At 60.5% G+C, this 17107-nt stretch carries 19 protein-coding genes (1 of these 19 only partly in view); 13 read left to right on the top strand and 6 right to left on the bottom strand.

Annotation, left to right across the window (positions count from 1 at the left end):
* On the bottom strand, nucleotides 1-1143 hold the 5' portion of the coding sequence (locus ABTV87_RS00605; RefSeq protein WP_433898824.1) for an acyl-CoA dehydrogenase. It extends 39 nt beyond the left edge of the window; the window shows 1143 of its 1182 coding nt (coding positions 1-1143); it begins with the start codon at nucleotides 1141-1143; the stop codon falls past the left edge of the window.
* Between the two features lie 158 nt (nucleotides 1144-1301).
* Here ABTV87_RS00605 and ABTV87_RS00600 point away from each other — a divergent pair, with 158 nt between their 5' ends.
* From ABTV87_RS00600 to ABTV87_RS00555, 10 genes are all read left to right on the top strand, one after another.
* Nucleotides 1302-2201: a LysR family transcriptional regulator gene (locus ABTV87_RS00600; protein ID WP_433898823.1), complete on the top strand. Its 900-nt coding sequence runs from the start codon at nucleotides 1302-1304 to the stop codon at nucleotides 2199-2201.
* A gap of 434 nt (nucleotides 2202-2635) precedes the next feature.
* Nucleotides 2636-3757 carry a Re/Si-specific NAD(P)(+) transhydrogenase subunit alpha gene (locus ABTV87_RS00595; protein WP_085606449.1) on the top strand — a complete coding sequence of 374 codons (1122 nt, stop codon included), beginning with the start codon at nucleotides 2636-2638 and terminating at the stop codon, nucleotides 3755-3757.
* Nucleotides 3758-3772: 15 nt separating this feature from the next.
* Nucleotides 3773-4093: an NAD(P) transhydrogenase subunit alpha gene (locus tag ABTV87_RS00590; RefSeq protein ID WP_003220416.1), complete on the top strand. Its 321-nt coding sequence runs from the start codon at nucleotides 3773-3775 to the stop codon at nucleotides 4091-4093.
* Complete coding sequence (locus tag ABTV87_RS00585) at nucleotides 4093-5526, top strand: NAD(P)(+) transhydrogenase (Re/Si-specific) subunit beta (RefSeq protein ID WP_085606447.1); 1434 nt, start codon at nucleotides 4093-4095, stop codon at nucleotides 5524-5526. Before ABTV87_RS00590 ends, ABTV87_RS00585 begins: the two co-directional genes overlap by 1 nt.
* Nucleotides 5527-5740: 214 nt before the next feature.
* Nucleotides 5741-7234 carry an acetyl-CoA hydrolase/transferase family protein gene (locus ABTV87_RS00580; protein WP_064592552.1) on the top strand — a complete coding sequence of 498 codons (1494 nt, stop codon included), beginning with the start codon at nucleotides 5741-5743 and terminating at the stop codon, nucleotides 7232-7234.
* A 321-nt stretch (nucleotides 7235-7555) separates the two neighbouring features.
* Nucleotides 7556-7771, top strand: a complete 216-nt coding sequence (locus tag ABTV87_RS00575; protein ID WP_007911656.1) for a DUF1127 domain-containing protein — start codon at nucleotides 7556-7558, stop codon at nucleotides 7769-7771.
* A gap of 331 nt (nucleotides 7772-8102) precedes the next feature.
* On the top strand, nucleotides 8103-8420 hold the full coding sequence (locus ABTV87_RS00570) for a DUF2388 domain-containing protein (RefSeq protein WP_007953908.1): 318 nt from the start codon (nucleotides 8103-8105) through the stop codon (nucleotides 8418-8420).
* Between the two features lie 107 nt (nucleotides 8421-8527).
* Nucleotides 8528-8836 carry a DUF2388 domain-containing protein gene (locus ABTV87_RS00565; RefSeq protein ID WP_179693106.1) on the top strand — a complete coding sequence of 103 codons (309 nt, stop codon included), beginning with the start codon at nucleotides 8528-8530 and terminating at the stop codon, nucleotides 8834-8836.
* A 27-nt stretch (nucleotides 8837-8863) separates the two neighbouring features.
* Entirely contained in the window at nucleotides 8864-9184 is a 321-nt protein-coding gene (locus ABTV87_RS00560; RefSeq protein WP_007953910.1) for a DUF2388 domain-containing protein, read from the top strand.
* Nucleotides 9181-11142, top strand: a complete 1962-nt coding sequence (locus ABTV87_RS00555; protein ID WP_258712701.1) for a DUF4105 domain-containing protein — start codon at nucleotides 9181-9183, stop codon at nucleotides 11140-11142. Before ABTV87_RS00560 ends, ABTV87_RS00555 begins: the two co-directional genes overlap by 4 nt.
* 68 nt (nucleotides 11143-11210) lie before the next feature.
* Here the strand turns inward: ABTV87_RS00555 and ABTV87_RS00550 are convergent, their stop codons facing one another.
* The 3 genes from ABTV87_RS00550 to trpB all read right to left on the bottom strand — a co-directional run bounded on the left by ABTV87_RS00550 (nucleotide 11211) and on the right by trpB (nucleotide 13821).
* Complete coding sequence (locus ABTV87_RS00550) at nucleotides 11211-11654, bottom strand: anti-virulence regulator CigR family protein (RefSeq protein ID WP_007953914.1); 444 nt, start codon at nucleotides 11652-11654, stop codon at nucleotides 11211-11213.
* 122 nt (nucleotides 11655-11776) lie between these two features.
* Nucleotides 11777-12589, bottom strand: coding sequence for a tryptophan synthase subunit alpha (gene trpA / locus ABTV87_RS00545; protein WP_007953915.1), 813 nt, complete (start codon nucleotides 12587-12589; stop codon nucleotides 11777-11779).
* A complete protein-coding gene (gene trpB, locus ABTV87_RS00540; RefSeq protein ID WP_007953916.1) occupies nucleotides 12589-13821 on the bottom strand; it encodes a tryptophan synthase subunit beta in 1233 nt (410 codons plus the stop codon). Before trpB ends, trpA begins: the two co-directional genes overlap by 1 nt.
* 112 nt (nucleotides 13822-13933) lie before the next feature.
* On the opposite strand from trpB, the gene ABTV87_RS00535 reads away from it, so the two are divergent.
* Entirely contained in the window at nucleotides 13934-14851 is a 918-nt protein-coding gene (locus ABTV87_RS00535; RefSeq protein ID WP_085748066.1) for a LysR family transcriptional regulator, read from the top strand.
* On the opposite strand, the gene ABTV87_RS00530 is transcribed toward ABTV87_RS00535, so the two are convergent.
* On the bottom strand, nucleotides 14824-15150 hold the full coding sequence (locus ABTV87_RS00530; protein ID WP_221535704.1) for a DUF883 family protein: 327 nt from the start codon (nucleotides 15148-15150) through the stop codon (nucleotides 14824-14826). The genes ABTV87_RS00535 and ABTV87_RS00530 overlap by 28 nt on opposite strands.
* A 156-nt stretch (nucleotides 15151-15306) precedes the next feature.
* On the opposite strand from ABTV87_RS00530, the gene ABTV87_RS00525 reads away from it, so the two are divergent.
* Both ABTV87_RS00525 and ABTV87_RS00520 read left to right on the top strand, forming a co-directional pair.
* On the top strand, nucleotides 15307-15522 hold the full coding sequence (locus tag ABTV87_RS00525; protein WP_433898822.1) for a dodecin: 216 nt from the start codon (nucleotides 15307-15309) through the stop codon (nucleotides 15520-15522).
* A 128-nt stretch (nucleotides 15523-15650) separates the two neighbouring features.
* Nucleotides 15651-15875 carry a DUF1161 domain-containing protein gene (locus tag ABTV87_RS00520; protein WP_085748065.1) on the top strand — a complete coding sequence of 75 codons (225 nt, stop codon included), beginning with the start codon at nucleotides 15651-15653 and terminating at the stop codon, nucleotides 15873-15875.
* A gap of 61 nt (nucleotides 15876-15936) precedes the next feature.
* On the opposite strand, the gene ABTV87_RS00515 is transcribed toward ABTV87_RS00520, so the two are convergent.
* Nucleotides 15937-16938, bottom strand: a complete 1002-nt coding sequence (locus tag ABTV87_RS00515; protein ID WP_433898821.1) for an LLM class flavin-dependent oxidoreductase — start codon at nucleotides 16936-16938, stop codon at nucleotides 15937-15939.
* Nucleotides 16939-17107 lie beyond the last annotated feature (169 nt).

The raw sequence follows: 17107 nt of genomic DNA, 5'->3' as shown, positions 1-17107 counted from the left end.
AATCAGCGCATGAACGTCGTGAGTACCTTCATAGGTATTCACCACTTCCAGGTTGACCAGGTGACGGGCCACACCGAACTCATCAGAGATCCCGTTGCCGCCCAACATGTCACGCGCCATGCGGGCGATCTCGAGAGACTTGCCGCAAGAGTTACGCTTCATGATCGAAGTGATTTCAACCGCAGCGGTACCCTCATCTTTCATACGGCCCAGACGCAGGCAGCCTTGCAGCGCCAGGGTGATCTCGGTCTGCATGTCCGCCAGCTTCTTCTGGATCAGTTGAGTAGCAGCCAACGGACGGCCGAACTGTTGGCGATCCAGGGTGTACTGGCGAGCGGTGTGCCAGCAGAACTCGGCAGCACCCAACGCGCCCCAAGAGATGCCATAACGTGCGGAGTTGAGGCAGGTGAACGGACCTTTCAGACCACGCACATCCGGGAAAATGTTCTCTTCCGGCACAAACACGTTGTCCATGACGATTTCGCCGGTGATCGAAGCCCGCAGACCGACCTTGCCATGAATCGCCGGAGCGCTCAGGCCTTTCCAGCCCTTCTCCAGAACGAAGCCACGGATGTCGCCGGCATCGTCTTTGGCCCAGACCACGAACACGTCGGCGATCGGGCTGTTGGTGATCCACATCTTGGCGCCGGTCAGGCTGTAGCCGCCGTCGACTTTGCGTGCACGCGTAATCATCGCGCCCGGGTCGGAACCGTGGTTCGGCTCGGTCAGACCGAAGCAGCCGATCCACTCGCCGGAAGCCAGTTTCGGCAGGTACTTCTGTTTCTGTGCTTCGGTACCGAATTCGTTGATCGGCACCATCACCAGCGAAGACTGCACGCTCATCATCGAACGGTAGCCAGAGTCGACACGCTCGACTTCACGAGCGATCAGGCCATAGCTGACATAGTTGAGGCCGCTGCCACCGTACTCCTCGGGAATGGTCGCGCCCAACAGGCCGACCTCACCCATTTCACGGAAGATCGCCGGATCGGTCTTCTCATGGCGGAAGGCTTCCAGAACGCGTGGCGCGAGGCTCTGCTGGGCGAATTGCTCGGCGGTGTCGCGAATCATGCGTTCTTCTTCAGTCAGCTGTTGATCCAGCAGCAGTGGATCGATCCAGTTGAAGCTAGCTTTACCGCCCATGAGTGAGTCCTCGCAAATCGGGTGAATTAACGTGGCATTGATCCTAGGCCCGCTTCGCCATCCCGGCAAACGAGGATTTCGCATCCTGTTGTGCTAATTTCTCACTCCGAAACGTCGCGAAATGCCGAATAAGCGATGTATTAGTGAGGTTGACGTACATGCGCCGCAAGATACCCAGCACCACCGCCCTGATCAGCTTTGAGGCTGCCGCCCGTCACGAGAGCTTTACCAAGGCCGCTGAAGAACTTTCCCTCACCCAGGGCGCCATCTGCCGACAGATCGCCAGCCTTGAGGACTTCCTCAGCGTCGAACTCTTCCGACGCTCGCGTCGCGGAGTGAAGCTGACGGAAGCGGGGCTTTCCTACAGCCGTCGGGTCGCCACCCAACTTGATGCGGTTGAGCGCGACACCCTGTCGGTGATGGGTCAGCAAGGCACCAATGTGATCGAACTCGCCGTGGTACCCACCTTCGGCACGCAATGGCTGCTGCCAAGACTGAAGGACTTCCAGCTCAAGCACCCGGAAGTGACGGTCAACCTGACCAACCGCACGCGCCCGTTCCTGTTTGCCGACACCGACTTCGATGCCGCCATTTACTTTGGCGATGCCGACTGGTCCGGTACCGAATCCCACAGGCTGATGGGCGAGAATCCGATGCCGGTATGCAGTCCCGCCCTGCTCGGCAACAAGTCGCATCTGACACCCGATGAAATCGCCGAACTGCCCCTGCTCCAGCAAACTACACGCCCCTACGCCTGGCGGCAGTGGTTCAACTCGCAGCACCTGAACATCCCCCGTGACATGACAGGTCCGCGCTACGAGCTATTCTCCATGCTGGCCCAGGCGGCCATGCATGACATGGGCATCGCGCTGATCCCACCGTTCCTGATTCAGCGCGAACTGGCCGAAAAACGCCTGGTGATTGCCAACCCGAACGCGCTCTCCAGCATCAAGGCGTATTACCTGATGATTCCGGAACGAAAGGTCGAATCGGCGTCACTCAAGGCTTTTCGTGACTGGCTGGTGAACCAGGCACACAGCTACAACCTAGAAGGATAAAGGCCTCCAGCGATTACTAACCCCGTAGTCAGGAAAACCAAAGCCCTACAGATATAACTATTTGTCGCAAATAGACAGACTGTATCCGAAAGTCGTACAGACGTCCCACAAGCGCCTGCCGACGTGGCTTTGCGCCCTCATTCGCGACTCATTGCGACCTATTCACGTCACCGATGAGAAAATTCTTAAAATTCATCCAGACTCCTTGAAAGGCACGGCCTGCAAGGGATTCAACTGGCCATCTGCGACATTCGGTCACGGGATGACTTGTAGTTAATTTTCCGTCACCCGTCATAATCCCTTGAAGGGCATAAACTTCGCCTGCAAAATGCCGCGCCCCGCCCTGATTTGGCGGGATCGTGCTGATCGGCCGCCCCAGTAGCACCATCCGTAGTGCATGGGTTTACTCAATAAGATCACGCAGGAGATTTGACGTGCACATTGGTGTTCCTCTCGAAACCCAGACCGGTGAAACACGAGTTGCTGCAACCCCGGAAACCATTAAAAAGCTGATCAGCCAAGGTCATAAGGTCACTGTGCAAACCGGCGCCGGCATTAAAGCCAGCGTTGTCGACAGTGCCTATGAAGCGGCAGGCGCAACCATTGGCAGTGCCAATGACGCGTTTGGCGCCGAGCTGATTCTCAAAGTGGTCGCGCCAAGCGATGCCGAACTGACGCTGATCAAGCGCGGAACGGTGCTGGTGGGCATGCTCAACCCGTTCAACAACGACACCATCGCGAAGATGGCCGAGTGCGGGATTACCGCGTTCGCCCTGGAAGCGGCGCCACGTACCTCCCGGGCCCAGAGCCTCGACGTGCTGTCGTCCCAGGCGAACATTGCCGGCTATAAGGCGGTGCTGCTGGCCGCTCACTACTATCCGCGCTTCATGCCGATGCTGATGACCGCTGCGGGCACCGTGAAAGCGGCGCGCGTGCTGATTCTGGGTGCTGGTGTGGCCGGGTTGCAGGCAATTGCCACGGCGAAACGTCTGGGTGCCGTCATCGAAGCGTCCGACGTACGTCCGGCCGTGAAGGAACAGATCGAATCCCTCGGCGCCAAGTTCGTCGACGTGCCTTACGAGACCGATGAAGAACGCGAATGCGCGGTCGGCGTCGGTGGTTACGCACGCCCGATGCCGGCGAGCTGGATGCAGCGTCAGGCCCAGGCCGTGCACGAGCGCGCCAAGCAGGCTGACATCGTCATCACCACCGCACTGATCCCGGGCCGCAAGGCGCCGACGCTGCTGAGCGCGGACACCGTGGCGCAGATGAAACCCGGCTCGGTAGTCATCGACCTCGCTGCAGCCCAGGGTGGCAACTGCCCGCTGACCGTCGCCGATCAGGTCGTGATCGAGAACGGCGTGACCATCGTCGGCCCGACCAACCTCGCCGGTGAAGTCGCCGCAGACGCCTCGGCGCTGTACGCACGCAACCTGCTGGACTTCCTGAAGCTGGTCTTCACCAAAGAAGGCCAGTTCGAAGTGAACCTCGAAGACGACATCGTCGCCGCGTGCCTGATGTGCCGCGACGGCCAAGTCATCCGCAAAAACGCCTAAGCAGGGATTCAGACGATGGAAGAGCTTATCTCCCCCGGTATCTACAACCTGATCATCTTCGTGCTGGCGATTTATGTCGGTTACCACGTGGTCTGGAACGTTACACCCGCGCTGCACACGCCTTTGATGGCAGTGACCAACGCCATTTCGGCGATCGTGATCGTAGGCGCCATGCTCGCTGCTGCATTGACCGTCACTCCGCTGGGCAAGACCATGGGCACCCTCGCGGTGGCACTGGCCGCGGTCAACGTGTTCGGTGGCTTCCTGGTCACCCGCCGCATGCTTGAGATGTTCAAGAAGAAAGCCCCGAAAGCAAAAGAAGAGGCGCCTAAGTAATGAGCATGAACCTCGTCACGACGCTCTACCTGATCGCGTCGATCTGCTTCATCCAGGCCCTCAAGGGTCTGTCGCACCCGACCACGTCGCGCCGCGGCAACCTGTTCGGCATGCTCGGCATGGCGCTGGCAATTCTCACCACCGTCGGCCTCATCTATAAGCTGGGCGCTGAGCTGGCGACTGCTGGCATCGGTTACGTGATCGTCGGCCTGCTGATCGGCGGCACCGCCGGTTCGATAATGGCCAAACGCGTTGAAATGACCAAGATGCCTGAACTGGTTGCGTTCATGCACAGCATGATCGGTCTGGCAGCGGTGTTCATCGCCATTGCTGCCGTGGTCGAGCCGCAGTCGCTGGGCATCGTCAAGCAACTGGGTGACTCGATCCCGGCGGGTAACCGTCTGGAGCTGTTCCTCGGCGCAGCCATCGGTGCAATCACCTTCTCCGGTTCGGTGATCGCCTTCGGCAAGTTGTCGGGCAAATACAAGTTCCGTCTGTTCCAGGGCGCACCGGTACAGTTCAGCGGTCAGCACAAGCTGAACGCGGTACTGGGTCTGGCGACTCTGATCCTCGGCATCACCTTCATGCTGACCGGCAACCTCGCCGCGTTCGCACTGATGCTGGCCCTGGCGTTCGTCATGGGCGTGCTGATCATCATCCCGATCGGCGGCGCCGACATGCCGGTGGTGGTGTCGATGCTCAACAGCTATTCCGGCTGGGCAGCAGCGGGTATCGGCTTCTCGCTGAACAACTCGATGCTGATCATTGCAGGTTCGCTGGTGGGTTCGAGCGGTGCGATCCTCTCGTACATCATGTGCAAGGCGATGAACCGTTCCTTCTTTAATGTACTGCTCGGCGGTTTCGGCAATACAGCAGACGCCGGTCCTGCCGGTGAGAAGGAAGCCCGCCCGGTGAAATCCGGCTCGGCTGACGATGCGACTTTCCTGCTGACCAACGCTGACACCGTGATCATCGTTCCGGGTTACGGCCTAGCGGTAGCCCGCGCACAGCACGCCCTGAAAGAGCTGACCGAGAAGCTGACCCACCATGGCGTGACCGTGAAGTACGCGATCCACCCGGTGGCCGGTCGGATGCCTGGGCACATGAACGTACTGCTGGCCGAGGCCGAAGTGCCGTACGACCAGGTGTTCGAGATGGAAGACATCAACTCCGAGTTCGGTCAGGCCGACGTGGTGCTGGTGCTCGGCGCCAACGACGTGGTCAACCCGGCCGCCAAGAACGATCCGAAATCGCCGATCGCTGGCATGCCGATCCTCGAAGCGTTCAAGGCCAAGACCATCATCGTCAACAAGCGCTCGATGGCCAGCGGCTATGCCGGTCTGGACAACGAACTGTTCTACCTGGACAAGACCATGATGGTGTTCGGCGACGCAAAAAAAGTCATCGAAGACATGGTCAAAGCAGTCGAGTAACCCTCGCCGGCAACACCGAACGCCCCGACTTGTCGGGGCGTTTTTGTTTACGCAAAACGTCGGACAATTTGCCGCGTTGTTGCAGATCCAGTAACGGTGTTTTACTTGAAACCCGCTAAATAGACGCCTCGTTTGCGACCTTGGTAGCGGGACAGGCGCTCGCGAAATTCACTAGACTGCGCATCCTGCTACTCGCTGCCCGAGAAAATAATCCATGTACCGTGACCGTATTCGCCTGCCTTCGTTGTTGGATAAAGTGATGAGCGCCGCCGACGCCGCTGCGCTGATTGAGGACGGCATGACCGTCGGCATGAGCGGCTTCACCCGCGCCGGCGAAGCCAAGGCCGTGCCCCATGCGCTGGCCGAGCGAGCCAAGGTCACGCCGCTGAAGATCAGCCTGATGACCGGCGCCAGCCTGGGCAATGACCTCGACAAGCAACTGACCGAAGCCGGCGTGCTGTCGCGGCGTATGCCGTTCCAGGTCGACAGCACCCTGCGCAAGGCGATCAACGCCGGCGAAGTGATGTTCATCGACCAGCACCTCTCGGAAACCGTCGAGCAACTGCGCAACCAGCAGCTGAAGCTGCCGGACATTGCCGTGATCGAAGCCGTGGCCATCACCGAACAGGGCCACATCGTGCCGACCACTTCGGTGGGTAACTCGGCGAGCTTCGCGATCTTCGCCAAACACGTGATCGTCGAGATCAATCTGGCACACAACGCCAACCTCGAAGGTCTGCACGACATCTATATCCCGACCTATCGCCCGACCCGCACGCCGATTCCGCTGGTAAAGGTCGACGACCGCATCGGCAGCACCGCGATCCCGATCCCGCCGGAGAAGATTGTCGCCATCGTCATCACCCAGCAGTCGGACTCGCCGTCCACCGTGTCGTCGCCGGATGTCGATACCAAAGCCATCGCCGATCACCTGATTACCTTCCTCAAGCAGGAAGTCGATGCCGGGCGCATGACCAACAAGCTCGGCCCGTTGCAGGCCGGGATCGGCAACATTGCCAACGCGGTGATGTGCGGGCTGATCGATTCGCCGTTCGAAGACCTGACCATGTACTCCGAAGTGCTGCAGGACTCGACCTTTGACCTGATCGACGCCGGCAAGCTGAGCTTCGCCTCGGGCAGCTCGATCACCCTGTCGGAGCGGCGCAACAGCGACGTGTTCGGCAACCTGGAGAAGTACAAGGACAAGCTGGTACTGCGTCCCCAGGAAATCTCCAACCACCCGGAAGTGGTGCGGCGCCTGGGCATCATCGGCATCAACACGGCCCTGGAGTTCGACATCTATGGCAACGTCAACTCCACCCACGTCTGCGGCACGCGGATGATGAACGGCATCGGCGGCTCGGGCGACTTCGCGCGCAACGCACACCTGGCGGTGTTCGTGACCAAGTCGATCGCCAAGGGCGGTGCGATTTCCAGCGTGGTGCCAATGGTCAGCCACGTCGACCATACCGAGCATGACGTCGACATCCTGGTGACCGAGGTGGGCCTGGCCGACCTGCGCGGCCTGGCGCCACGCGAGCGCGCCCGGGTCATCATCGATAACTGTGTGCACCCGGATTTCCGCCAGGCGCTGAACGACTACTTCGACAAAGCCTGCGCCATTGGCGGCCACACCCCGCATATCCTGCGTGACGCCCTGAGCTGGCACATCAATCTGGAAGAAACCGGACGCATGCTGGCGGTGTAATCCGCACAGATTTCCCGTTGGTGCAAACACAGTTTCGCCAGCGGGATTCTGAAAACCTCTGCAACCGTCAAAAACTGTACTGCTGTACCGGTCTTTTCCTACGGCTTTTGCCTACTCGAACCATCGAATTGGGTAAAAATGCACCAAATAAGCGCAGACAGGTACAGTTTGCGCAATTTTGACCCGTACACCCCCTATAAACAGTTAACTGGTCACTCACAATACAGGTGAACTGTATCTAGAGAGTCTGGCCAAACGAGAGGATCATGGGCACCAGTTAAACCACTACCTAATCCCGCCACAAGCGGAAGGATGTCAACCATGGAACGTACACTCAGTTCCGAACTGTTCTTCGAAGACAAAGCTGTAAACACCCAGGCTTCCCTGCCTCTGCGCGTTATCGCCAACCTGATGCTTTGGCAGCGCCGCATCTCCAGCCGCCATCAACTGGCTCGTCTGGATTCGCGTCTGCTGGCTGACGCCGGGATTAGCGAAGCACAACGCTACGAAGAGCTGAGCAAGCCGTTCTGGCGCTAAGCAGCGTCGCTGGCTCTGGTCGCTAGACCCACCGCCAGCAACCCGAATTGAACACACAAGACCCGTCGCGGGAAACCGCGACGGGTCTTGTCGTTTCAGGGCAGAAAACCTGAATACCCAGCCTGAAACACCAGACAGGTACAGTTTATTTAAATTGATTAATGACAAGTACAGTTGCGCAAAATGTGTTCAGGCCAGCATCCTGACCACTGTGCGAACTCGCAACGGAGGCCTAAGATCCATGCAGAACGTGGCGAATGCTGTGCGACTGGCGTCTGACCTTCAGACACCGAGCCACCTCTCAATACGGTTTATCCACAGGAGTTCTCCCATGTCCCGTCTTCGTCTGCTCAGCGCCGCCGCTCTGCTGGCCGTAGCTGCCAACGCCAGCGCCACCAGCTTCATCGTGACCACCGACGCCGTTGTTGGCGCGCTCAAGTCCTCTTCCGATGCCACCTCCGACGTCACCTCGTCCTTCCGTGACGACAAGATCGTGCTCGCTGCCCGTGACGACGCTGCCAGCTTCGTGGCCAGCGAAGGCGAAATCCGTGGCGTGAAACTGGAGAGCGCACTGGATCACATCCGTCATCAGGCTCCACAACTGAACGCGACCGACGCACAGCTGGCCCAGGCCATTCTGACGATCTAAGCGACAGAGGCATCGCGGGGCATGCCGGTCGTGTCCCGATGTTTCGGCGCTGGCTCTAGTCCGGGCATTGCGCTAGCCTTGGGACTCGCCAACAGCTGCCGAGTCCCATGCGTTTTCTTTCAAATCTGCTTATCCCCTCTGTACTGATCACCGCCTGCTGGGTTCCTCTGGCAGACGCCTTCGATGTATCCACGCAGAACACCGTGGTCAGCGTCTGGGCCACCGGCATGGTGTCTTCCGCGCCGTTCGACCGTAAACTGATCATCGCCGCGCACGACGATGCCGCAGCGTTCGTTGCCAGTGACGGCCAGATGCGCGGCGCACAGCTCGAATCCGCCCTGCATTACCTGCGCAAGAGCCGGCCAAAACTTCATGTCAGCGACCTTGAACTGGCACAGGCAATTCTCGTCCAATAGTCATCCCTGTCTTTTCGGAGTCGTTCCATGCGTAGCCCGCTGATTGCTGCCGCCCTTGGCCTGCTGTTGTTGGCCGATATGGCCCAGGCACACACCCTGGTAGCCACCAGTAACATCATCGTCCGCGCTTCCCAGCGCACCATCGATTTCACTTCCGACACCACCACGTCGATTCGCGATTCGAAAATCATCCGCGAAGCCCACGACGACGCTGCCAGTTTCGTGGCCAGCGACGGTGATATCCGTGGTGCAAACCTGGAAGCCGCCTTCAACACCTTGCGCACCCGCGTGCCGGAAGCTCGCGACGCCAGTGATCAGGTACTCGCCGAAGCCATCCTCGCACTGTGAAGTCACTCGGCGCCTGGCTGCTGGCCGGGGCGCTGTTGCTGCTTGGCAACAGCGCCCACGCCGGCCTGCAATTGCGGCTCAAGACCGACGGTCTGAGCCCCGCCCAACAACAGGCCAGCCAGGCACTGCTCGATGAAGCCATGCAGGCGTTGCCGCCGAGCTTCATCGAACGCCTGGACCGGCGCATCGATGTCGGCTGGACCGACGACATGCCCGGCAACGCCTACGGCCAAGCGACACTCGTCTCCGAGCTGGATCTGAACCGCAAACTGCTCGCCAGCCTCACCGACGGCAGTGCGGCGAAACAAAAAACCAATCGCCCCCACGGCACCGTTCGCCGGGAACTGCTGGCCACGGTGCTGCACGAAATCACCCATATTTACGATCGCGCGCGCTTGTGGCCGGCGGCCGAACGCACGCTGATCCAGCGCTGTACCCGACGCAACAACAGCGCCGGGCTGATCGGCATTCCCGATGAATGCCGCGGCCAGAACGGTCGGCGCTTCACCCTCAGCGATGATCCACGCCTGCTCGACCTCGCCGGCTGGCAGCAATACGTCGGCCGTCGTGGCGAACGTGAACAGCACAACCGGCAGATCGCCCGCAGTCCCGACCTCTACGAAATCTCCAGTCCGAAGGAGTTTGTCGCGGTCAACATGGAGTATTTCCTCCTCGATCCGAGTTACGCCTGCCGTCGCCCGGCGCTGTATCGCTATTACCAGGAACACTTCGGCTGGGCACCGCCCGCGAAAGATGAGTGCGCCAAAACCTTCGCCTTCCTCAATGCCGGCAACGACTTTGCCAAACAGCCCCTGGGCCAGGTCGATCCGGAGCGCGTGTACGCGGTGGATTACCTGTTAGCCGAAGCCAACCAGAACTGGGTCAGCCGTTGGGGCCACAGTATGTTGCGTCTGGTGATCTGTGCACCGGGCCGGCCACGCGGTCCGGACTGCCGACTGGATCTTGATCAGCATCTGGTGCTGTCGTACCGCGCCTTCGTCGGTGACGTACAGCTGTCGAGCTGGGACGGACTGGTCGGCAAGTACCCGTCACGACTGTTCGTGTTGCCGCTGGCGCAGGTGATCGACGAATACACCAAAACCGAACTGCGCAGCCTGGCGTCGGTGCCGCTGAATCTCTCGCGCAGCGAAATCGAGGGCGTGGTCGAACACGCCGCCGAAATGCACTGGAGCTACGACGGCAATTACTTCTTCCTCTCCAACAACTGTGCGGTGGAAGGACTGAAGCTGTTGCGCAGCGGCAGCAACAACGCCCGGCTCACCGGCCTGGACAGCATCATGCCCAATGGCTTGCTGGAAGTGCTGAAGGGGCGAGGCCTGGCCGACACCAGCGTGCTCGATGATCCGAAAGAGGCGTTGCGCCTGGGTTATCGCTTCGACTCGTTCCGTGATCGTTATCAAGCGATGTTCGATGTGTTGAAGAAGCAATTGCCGATCAAGCAGACAACCGTGGAAGAATGGCTTTCGCTGTCTGCCGAAGAGCGTCGCCCGTGGTTCGAACGGGCCGACCTGCGCACCAGCGCCGCGCTGTTGTTGCTGGAGCAAGCCAGTTTCCGCCGCCAACTGTTGCTCGCTCAGGATGAGGTCAAGCAACGCTACCTCGGCGCCCGGGAGCTGGAGAACGGTGGCATGGACAAGGCCAACGCGACCTTGCAACAGATCCTCGCCAACAGCGGCTTCCTCAGCCGGCCGGCAGAGTTGCTCGACTCCCGAGGTTACGGCCTGCCGCAACCAAGCGAGTTCAGCAGGCTTGAAGCCGAAAGCAGTCAGCGCCAGAAACAGTTGCTGGCACTCACCGGCGATCTGGATAAAGAAGTGCGCGCGCTGCTGGAGCCAAGGCGAGCAGCCGAGATTGCGGCCAGCGAGGCCAACGTGAAGCAGATCGGCGAGCATCTGCGCAAACTGCACAAAGCCTCGGGCGGACTGGAGCTGCCCTGAAAAACAACGACCCTGAAAACAAAAGACCGCAGCCTGTGAAGATTGCGGTCTTTTTTATTGCCTGACGATCAGTACAGAACGCCATCCAGCACTTCGTAAACGACCCCGCTACCCACCGCGATCAGCACGATGTCACCACCGGCACGACGCCATTCATAACCCGGGTAATACGGCAGACGACTCAACGCCCGGTTATCCAGCCGCTCGCCGTAATAGCCGTGGGGCAGCGGCCGGCCACGTACCAGATGGATGCCTGGAGGTGGCGGTGCACCGCGAACGAAGTAGCCATGATTGTCGCGGATCACCTGACGCACCGGGCCGAAATCCCGAGGCGGCGGGCCGCCGCGATGGTTGCTTTGCCAATCATGGTGATCGCCACCGCGATTGTCGTAGTGGCCCTGTTGCGGGCCGCCGTGGTCGTGATCGTCGCGCGGATCGGCGCTGGCCAGCAGCGGCGTCGCGCTGATCATCAGCACGCCCAGACTGGCAATCAGACGTTTCGGCATTTTCATCGGGTCTTTCCTCACTGCACTGACAGCAAAAAGGGATTCAGAACGTGGTTCTGAATCCCTCGGTCTTGCTCAATTAGTCTGTGCCGCGAGGCCCTAATTCCTCTGTATCAGGAACTTTACCTTCAGCTGACGCGAGCCTTACGCACGCCTTCGGACAGCGCCGAGCACAGGCTCAGCACGCCGTCGATGGCCTGGTCCGGCGTGGTCGCATTGGCGATGTGATCGATCAGCGCCGAACCCACCACCACACCGTCGGCCAGACGCGCGATGGACGCCGCCTGCTCCGGCGTGCGGATACCAAAACCGATGCTGATCGGCAGGTCGGTATGCCGACGCAGACGCGCCACCGCTTCTTCGACGTGTTCCAGCGTCGCCGCACCGGCACCGGTCACACCGGCAACCGACACGTAGTAAACGAAGCCGGAGCTGCCGTTCAACACTTTTGGCAGACGCGCATCATCGGTGGTCGGGGTGGTCAGGCGGATGAAGTCGATGCCCGCTGCCTGGGCCGGGTCGCACAGCTCCGAGTTGTGCTCCGGTGGCATGTCGACCACGATCAGGCCATCAACGCCGGCCTCTTTGGCTTCGGCGATGAAGCGCTCGACGCCGAACTTGTGGATCGGGTTGAAGTAACCCATCAGCACCAGCGGCGTGTCGCTGTTGTCCTTGCGGAACTCGCGGACCATTTGCAGGGTTTTGATCAGGTTCTGCTTGGCGCCAAGGGCACGGATGTTCGCCAGCTGAATCGCCGGGCCGTCGGCCATCGGGTCGGTGAACGGCATGCCCAGTTCGATCACGTCGGCACCGGCTTTCGGCAAGCCTTTGAGGATGGCCAGCGAAGTGTCGTAGTCCGGATCACCAGCAGTGACGAAGGTCACCAGGGCGGCGCGATTCTGTTCTTTGAGTTCGGCAAAGCGGGTTTGCAGGCGGCTCATCAGTGTTTCTCCTGCTTGGAGGTTTCCATGTGGTGCATGACGGTCTGCATGTCTTTGTCGCCGCGACCGGACAGGTTGACCACCATCAGGTGATCCTTCGGCAGTTTCGGTGCGCGTTTGAAGACTTCGGCCAGGGCATGGGCGCTTTCCAGTGCCGGGATGATCCCTTCCAGACGGCAGCACTGATGGAATGCGGCGAGGGCTTCGTCGTCGGTCACCGAGGTGTACTGGACGCGGCCGATGTCATGCAACCAGGCGTGTTCAGGGCCGATGCCCGGATAGTCGAGGCCGGCGGAAATCGAGTGGGCGTCGATGATCTGGCCATCGTCGTCCTGCAGCAGGAAGGTACGGTTGCCGTGCAGCACACCCGGTACGCCGCCGTTGAGGCTGGCCGCGTGTTTGCCGGTCTCGATGCCGTAACCGGCGGCTTCGACGCCAATGATCTCGACGCTCTTGTCATCGAGAAACGGGTGGAACAGGCCCATGGCGTTGGAACCGCCACCGATGCATGCCACCAGGCTGTCCGGCAGGCGACCTTCCTGAGCTTGCAGCTGATCGCGGGTTTCCTTGCCGATTACGGCCTGGAAGTCGCGAACCATGGCTGGGTAAGGGTGCGGACCGGCCACGGTGCCGATCAGGTAGAAGGTGCTGTCGACGTTGGTCACCCAGTCACGCAGCGCTTCGTTCATTGCGTCTTTCAGGGTGCCGGTGCCGGCGACCACCGGGATCACCTCGGCGCCCAGCAGCTTCATGCGGAACACGTTGGCCTGCTGACGTTCGATGTCGGTGGTGCCCATGTAGATCACGCAGTCCAGACCGAAACGCGCGGCCACGGTAGCGGTAGCCACGCCGTGCATGCCGGCGCCGGTCTCGGCGATGATGCGTTTCTTGCCCATGCGCCGCGCCAGCAGGATCTGGCCGATGCAGTTGTTGATCTTGTGCGCGCCGGTATGGTTCAGCTCTTCGCGCTTGAGGTAAATCTTGGCGCCACCGCAGAACTCGGTCAGGCGCTCGGCGAAGTACAGCGGGCTCGGACGTCCGACGTAGTCGCGCTGGAAGTAGGCCAATTCTTCTTTGAAAGCCGGATCTTCCTTGGCCGCTTCGTATTCACGAGCCAGGTCGAGGATCAACGGCATCAGGGTTTCGGCGACGTAACGGCCGCCGAACGAGCCAAACAGGCCGTTGGCGTCAGGGCCGTTACGCAGATCGGAGGTGTTCGAAGTCTGGGTCATGGTTCGCTCCAGCGGATTTCACGAGAAGACAATGGCGTTCACTCTACCCCTGACCTTCCAGGCTGAAAACCGATAAGATCGCCACAACCTGTCAGGAAAACTCACAGATATCATGAGCCATGACCTTCCTCCGCTGAACGCCCTGCGCGCCTTCGAAGCCACCGCCCGCCTGAACAGCGTCAGCCAGGCTGCGGAGCAACTGCACGTTACCCACGGTGCGGTCAGCCGCCAGCTCAAGGTGCTGGAAGAGCATCTCGGCGTCAGTCTTTTCGTCAAGGACGGTCGTGGCCTGAAACTCACAGATGCCGGCATTCGCCTGCGCGATGCCAGCGGCGAGGCTTTCGACCGTTTGCGCAGCGTTTGCGCCGAACTCACCCAAAGCACCGCGGACGCGCCGTTCGTGCTTGGTTGCTCCGGTAGCTTGCTGGCGCGCTGGTTCATTCCGCGACTGGGAAGGCTGAATGCCGATCTGCCGGATTTGCGTCTGCACCTGTCAGCCGGAGAAGGCGATCTCGATCCACGACGCCCGGGGCTGGATGCATTGCTGCTGTTCGCCGAACCGCCATGGCCGGCAGACATGCAGGTGTACGAGCTGGCCAGCGAGCGCATCGGCCCGGTCATGAGTCCGCTGTTCAGCGGCTACCAGCGCCTGCAATCGGCACCGCCAATCGCCCTGCTCGACGAACCCTTGCTGCACACGACTTCACGCCCGCAAGCCTGGCCGAGCTGGGCGCAACAAAGCGGCCTCGACGCCAAGGCGTTGAAGCTGGGGCAGGGTTTCGAGCATTTGTATTACTTGCTGGAAGCGGCCGTCGCCGGGTTGGGCGTGGCGATCGCGCCGGAACCGCTGGTGACCGAAGACTTGAAGGCCGGACGCCTGGTCGCGCCGTGGGGTTTCAGCGAAACCCCGGCACAACTGGCGTTGTGGCTACCCAAGCGCGCCGCGGACGGGCGCGCCCGGCAATTGGCGCAGTGGCTCAGGAACGAGCTGCGCCAGGCGGATCACTCGCCGCGCTTGAACAGCAAGTAAGCGGCCAGCAGACCCAGCGCACCGACCGCCACACCGGCGGTCGTCCACGGATGTTCCTGCGCGTAATCGCGGGTGGCGATTCCGGTTTCGCGGGTTTTGACTTTGACTTCTTCGTAGGCATCGCTGAGCAGGCTGCGCGAGTGTTTCAGCGCGCTTTCAGCGTTGTTCTTGAGCGCCTTGAGGGTCTTGCGCGACTCGTCCGAAGCGTCGTCCTTCAGGCTTTCCAACGACTTGAGCAGACTCTCGATCTCCGCTTCCATGCTTTGCAACGAGGCTTTGCGTAACGAGGTGTTGGCCATGGTGGCTCTCCTGCATTGGTGATGAGTGGCGTGTGTTGGTTGGGACTTCAGCGTTTCTGGAAAGTGCAGAAAATCTGAACTTCCTCTCGCCCGGATCGCCGAAATCAACACGGCAAATCGCTGCTAGGCTCAATTGCACACTTCAAGGAGAACACCATGAGTGACCATCACACCTACAAGAAAGTCGAGCTGGTCGGTTCGTCCACCAGCAGCATCGAAGACGCCATCAACAATGCGTTGGCCGAGGCCAAGAAGAGCATCAAGCATCTGGAATGGTTTGAAGTGACCGAAACCCGCGGCCACATCAAGGATGGCAAGGCGGCGCACTTTCAAGTGACCCTGAAAGTCGGGTTCCGGATAGCCAGCAGCTGAGTTTGGTCTACGATTCTGAACTTGCGCGCTGGCCGAGTGCCATAGGAATGGCAATGCGCTACGAGGTGAGTGCATCGAGCGAACGGCTCGATGCCTGCCTTTTTTAATCCGACCAGGGAGTGCGACCGATGAAGAAGTTCATGTTGGCGGTAGGTTTGTTGAGCCTTGCGGGTGGTGCGTTTGCTGCCGGCAAGCCCTGTGAAGAACTGAAGGCCGAAATTGCGGCCAAGCTGGATGCCAAGGGCGTTTCCGGGTATTCGCTGGAGATCGTCGACAAGGGTGCGGCCAGTGGCGGCAAAGTCGTCGGCACCTGCGAAGGCGGCGCCAAAGAGATCGTCTACACCCGCGGCTGATCACGCCGGAAAAACAAAAGCCGACGCAATGCGTCGGCTTTTTTGTGCGCGGCGATCGGGTTCAGCCCTTCATGACCTGCGCCAGCAATTCGTAGGAATGCAGGCGATCGGCGTGTTCGTACAGGTCGCAGGTGAAGATCAGCTCATCCGCCTGCGTCTGTTCGATCAACACTTCGAGTTTCGCGCGGATTTTCTGCGGACTGCCGACCATCGCCAGACCGAGGAAATCCCCCACCGCCTCACGTTCATGCGGCAACCACAGACCGTCCATGGTTTTCACCGGCGGGCGCTGCACCAGACTTTGCCCACGCATCAGCGCGAGGATTCGCTGGTACACCGAGGTCGCCAGGTAATCGGCCTGCTCATCGGTGTCAGCGGCCACCAGCGGCACGCCGAGCATCACGTACGGTTTGTCGAGTACCGCCGATGGCTTGAACTGATTGCGGTAGACGCGAATCGCCTCATGCATGAAACGCGGTGCGAAATGCGAGGCGAAGGCGTAGGGCAAACCGCGCTCACCGGCCAGTTGCGCACTGAACAGACTGGAACCGAGCAGCCAGATCGGCACGTTGGTGCCGGTGCCCGGCATCGCGATCACGCGCTGATCCGGGGTGCGCGGACCGAGGAAGCGCGCCAGCTCAGCCACGTCTTCCGGGAAATCATCGGCACTGCCGGAGCGCTCACGGCGCAAGGCGCGGGCGGTCATCTGGTCGGAACCCGGCGCACGGCCCAGGCCGAGGTCGATCCGCCCCGGATACAGGCTTTCAAGGGTGCCGAACTGCTCGGCAATCACCAGCGGCGCGTGGTTGGGCAGCATCACGCCACCGGAGCCGACCCGGATGGTCGACGTGCCGCCGGCCAGATAGCCCAGCAACACCGAGGTGGCGGAACTGGCGATGCCGTCCATGTTGTGGTGCTCGGCAACCCAGAACCGGGTGTAGCCGAACTTCTCGACGTGCTGCGCCAGATCCAGCGAGTTGCGCAGCGACTGCGCCGGGCTGCCGTTCTCGCGCACCGGCACCAGATCGAGGGTGGAAAACTTTACGTCGGACAGTTGCTTCATAAACCTGCATCTCCGATTGAGGGCGCAGGTGTGTTCTTGGCGAACGCAAACCTGCCCAATTCATAAGCGTGTTCTGTGCAATGAGGGCATATACCCGAGTTTCAATAGCCGATCCGAAATTTCCTACTAAAAAAGTCAACGATTCACTTGGGCTGAACTTTGTTCCGGC

The sequence above is a fragment of the Pseudomonas sp. PSE1(2024) genome (assembly GCF_050990555.1).
Taxonomy (GTDB): Bacteria; Pseudomonadota; Gammaproteobacteria; order Pseudomonadales; family Pseudomonadaceae; genus Aquipseudomonas; species Aquipseudomonas aphyarum.
The sequence above is the reverse complement of the archived record's forward strand: the minus strand, read 5'-3'. Positions and strand labels throughout refer to the sequence as shown.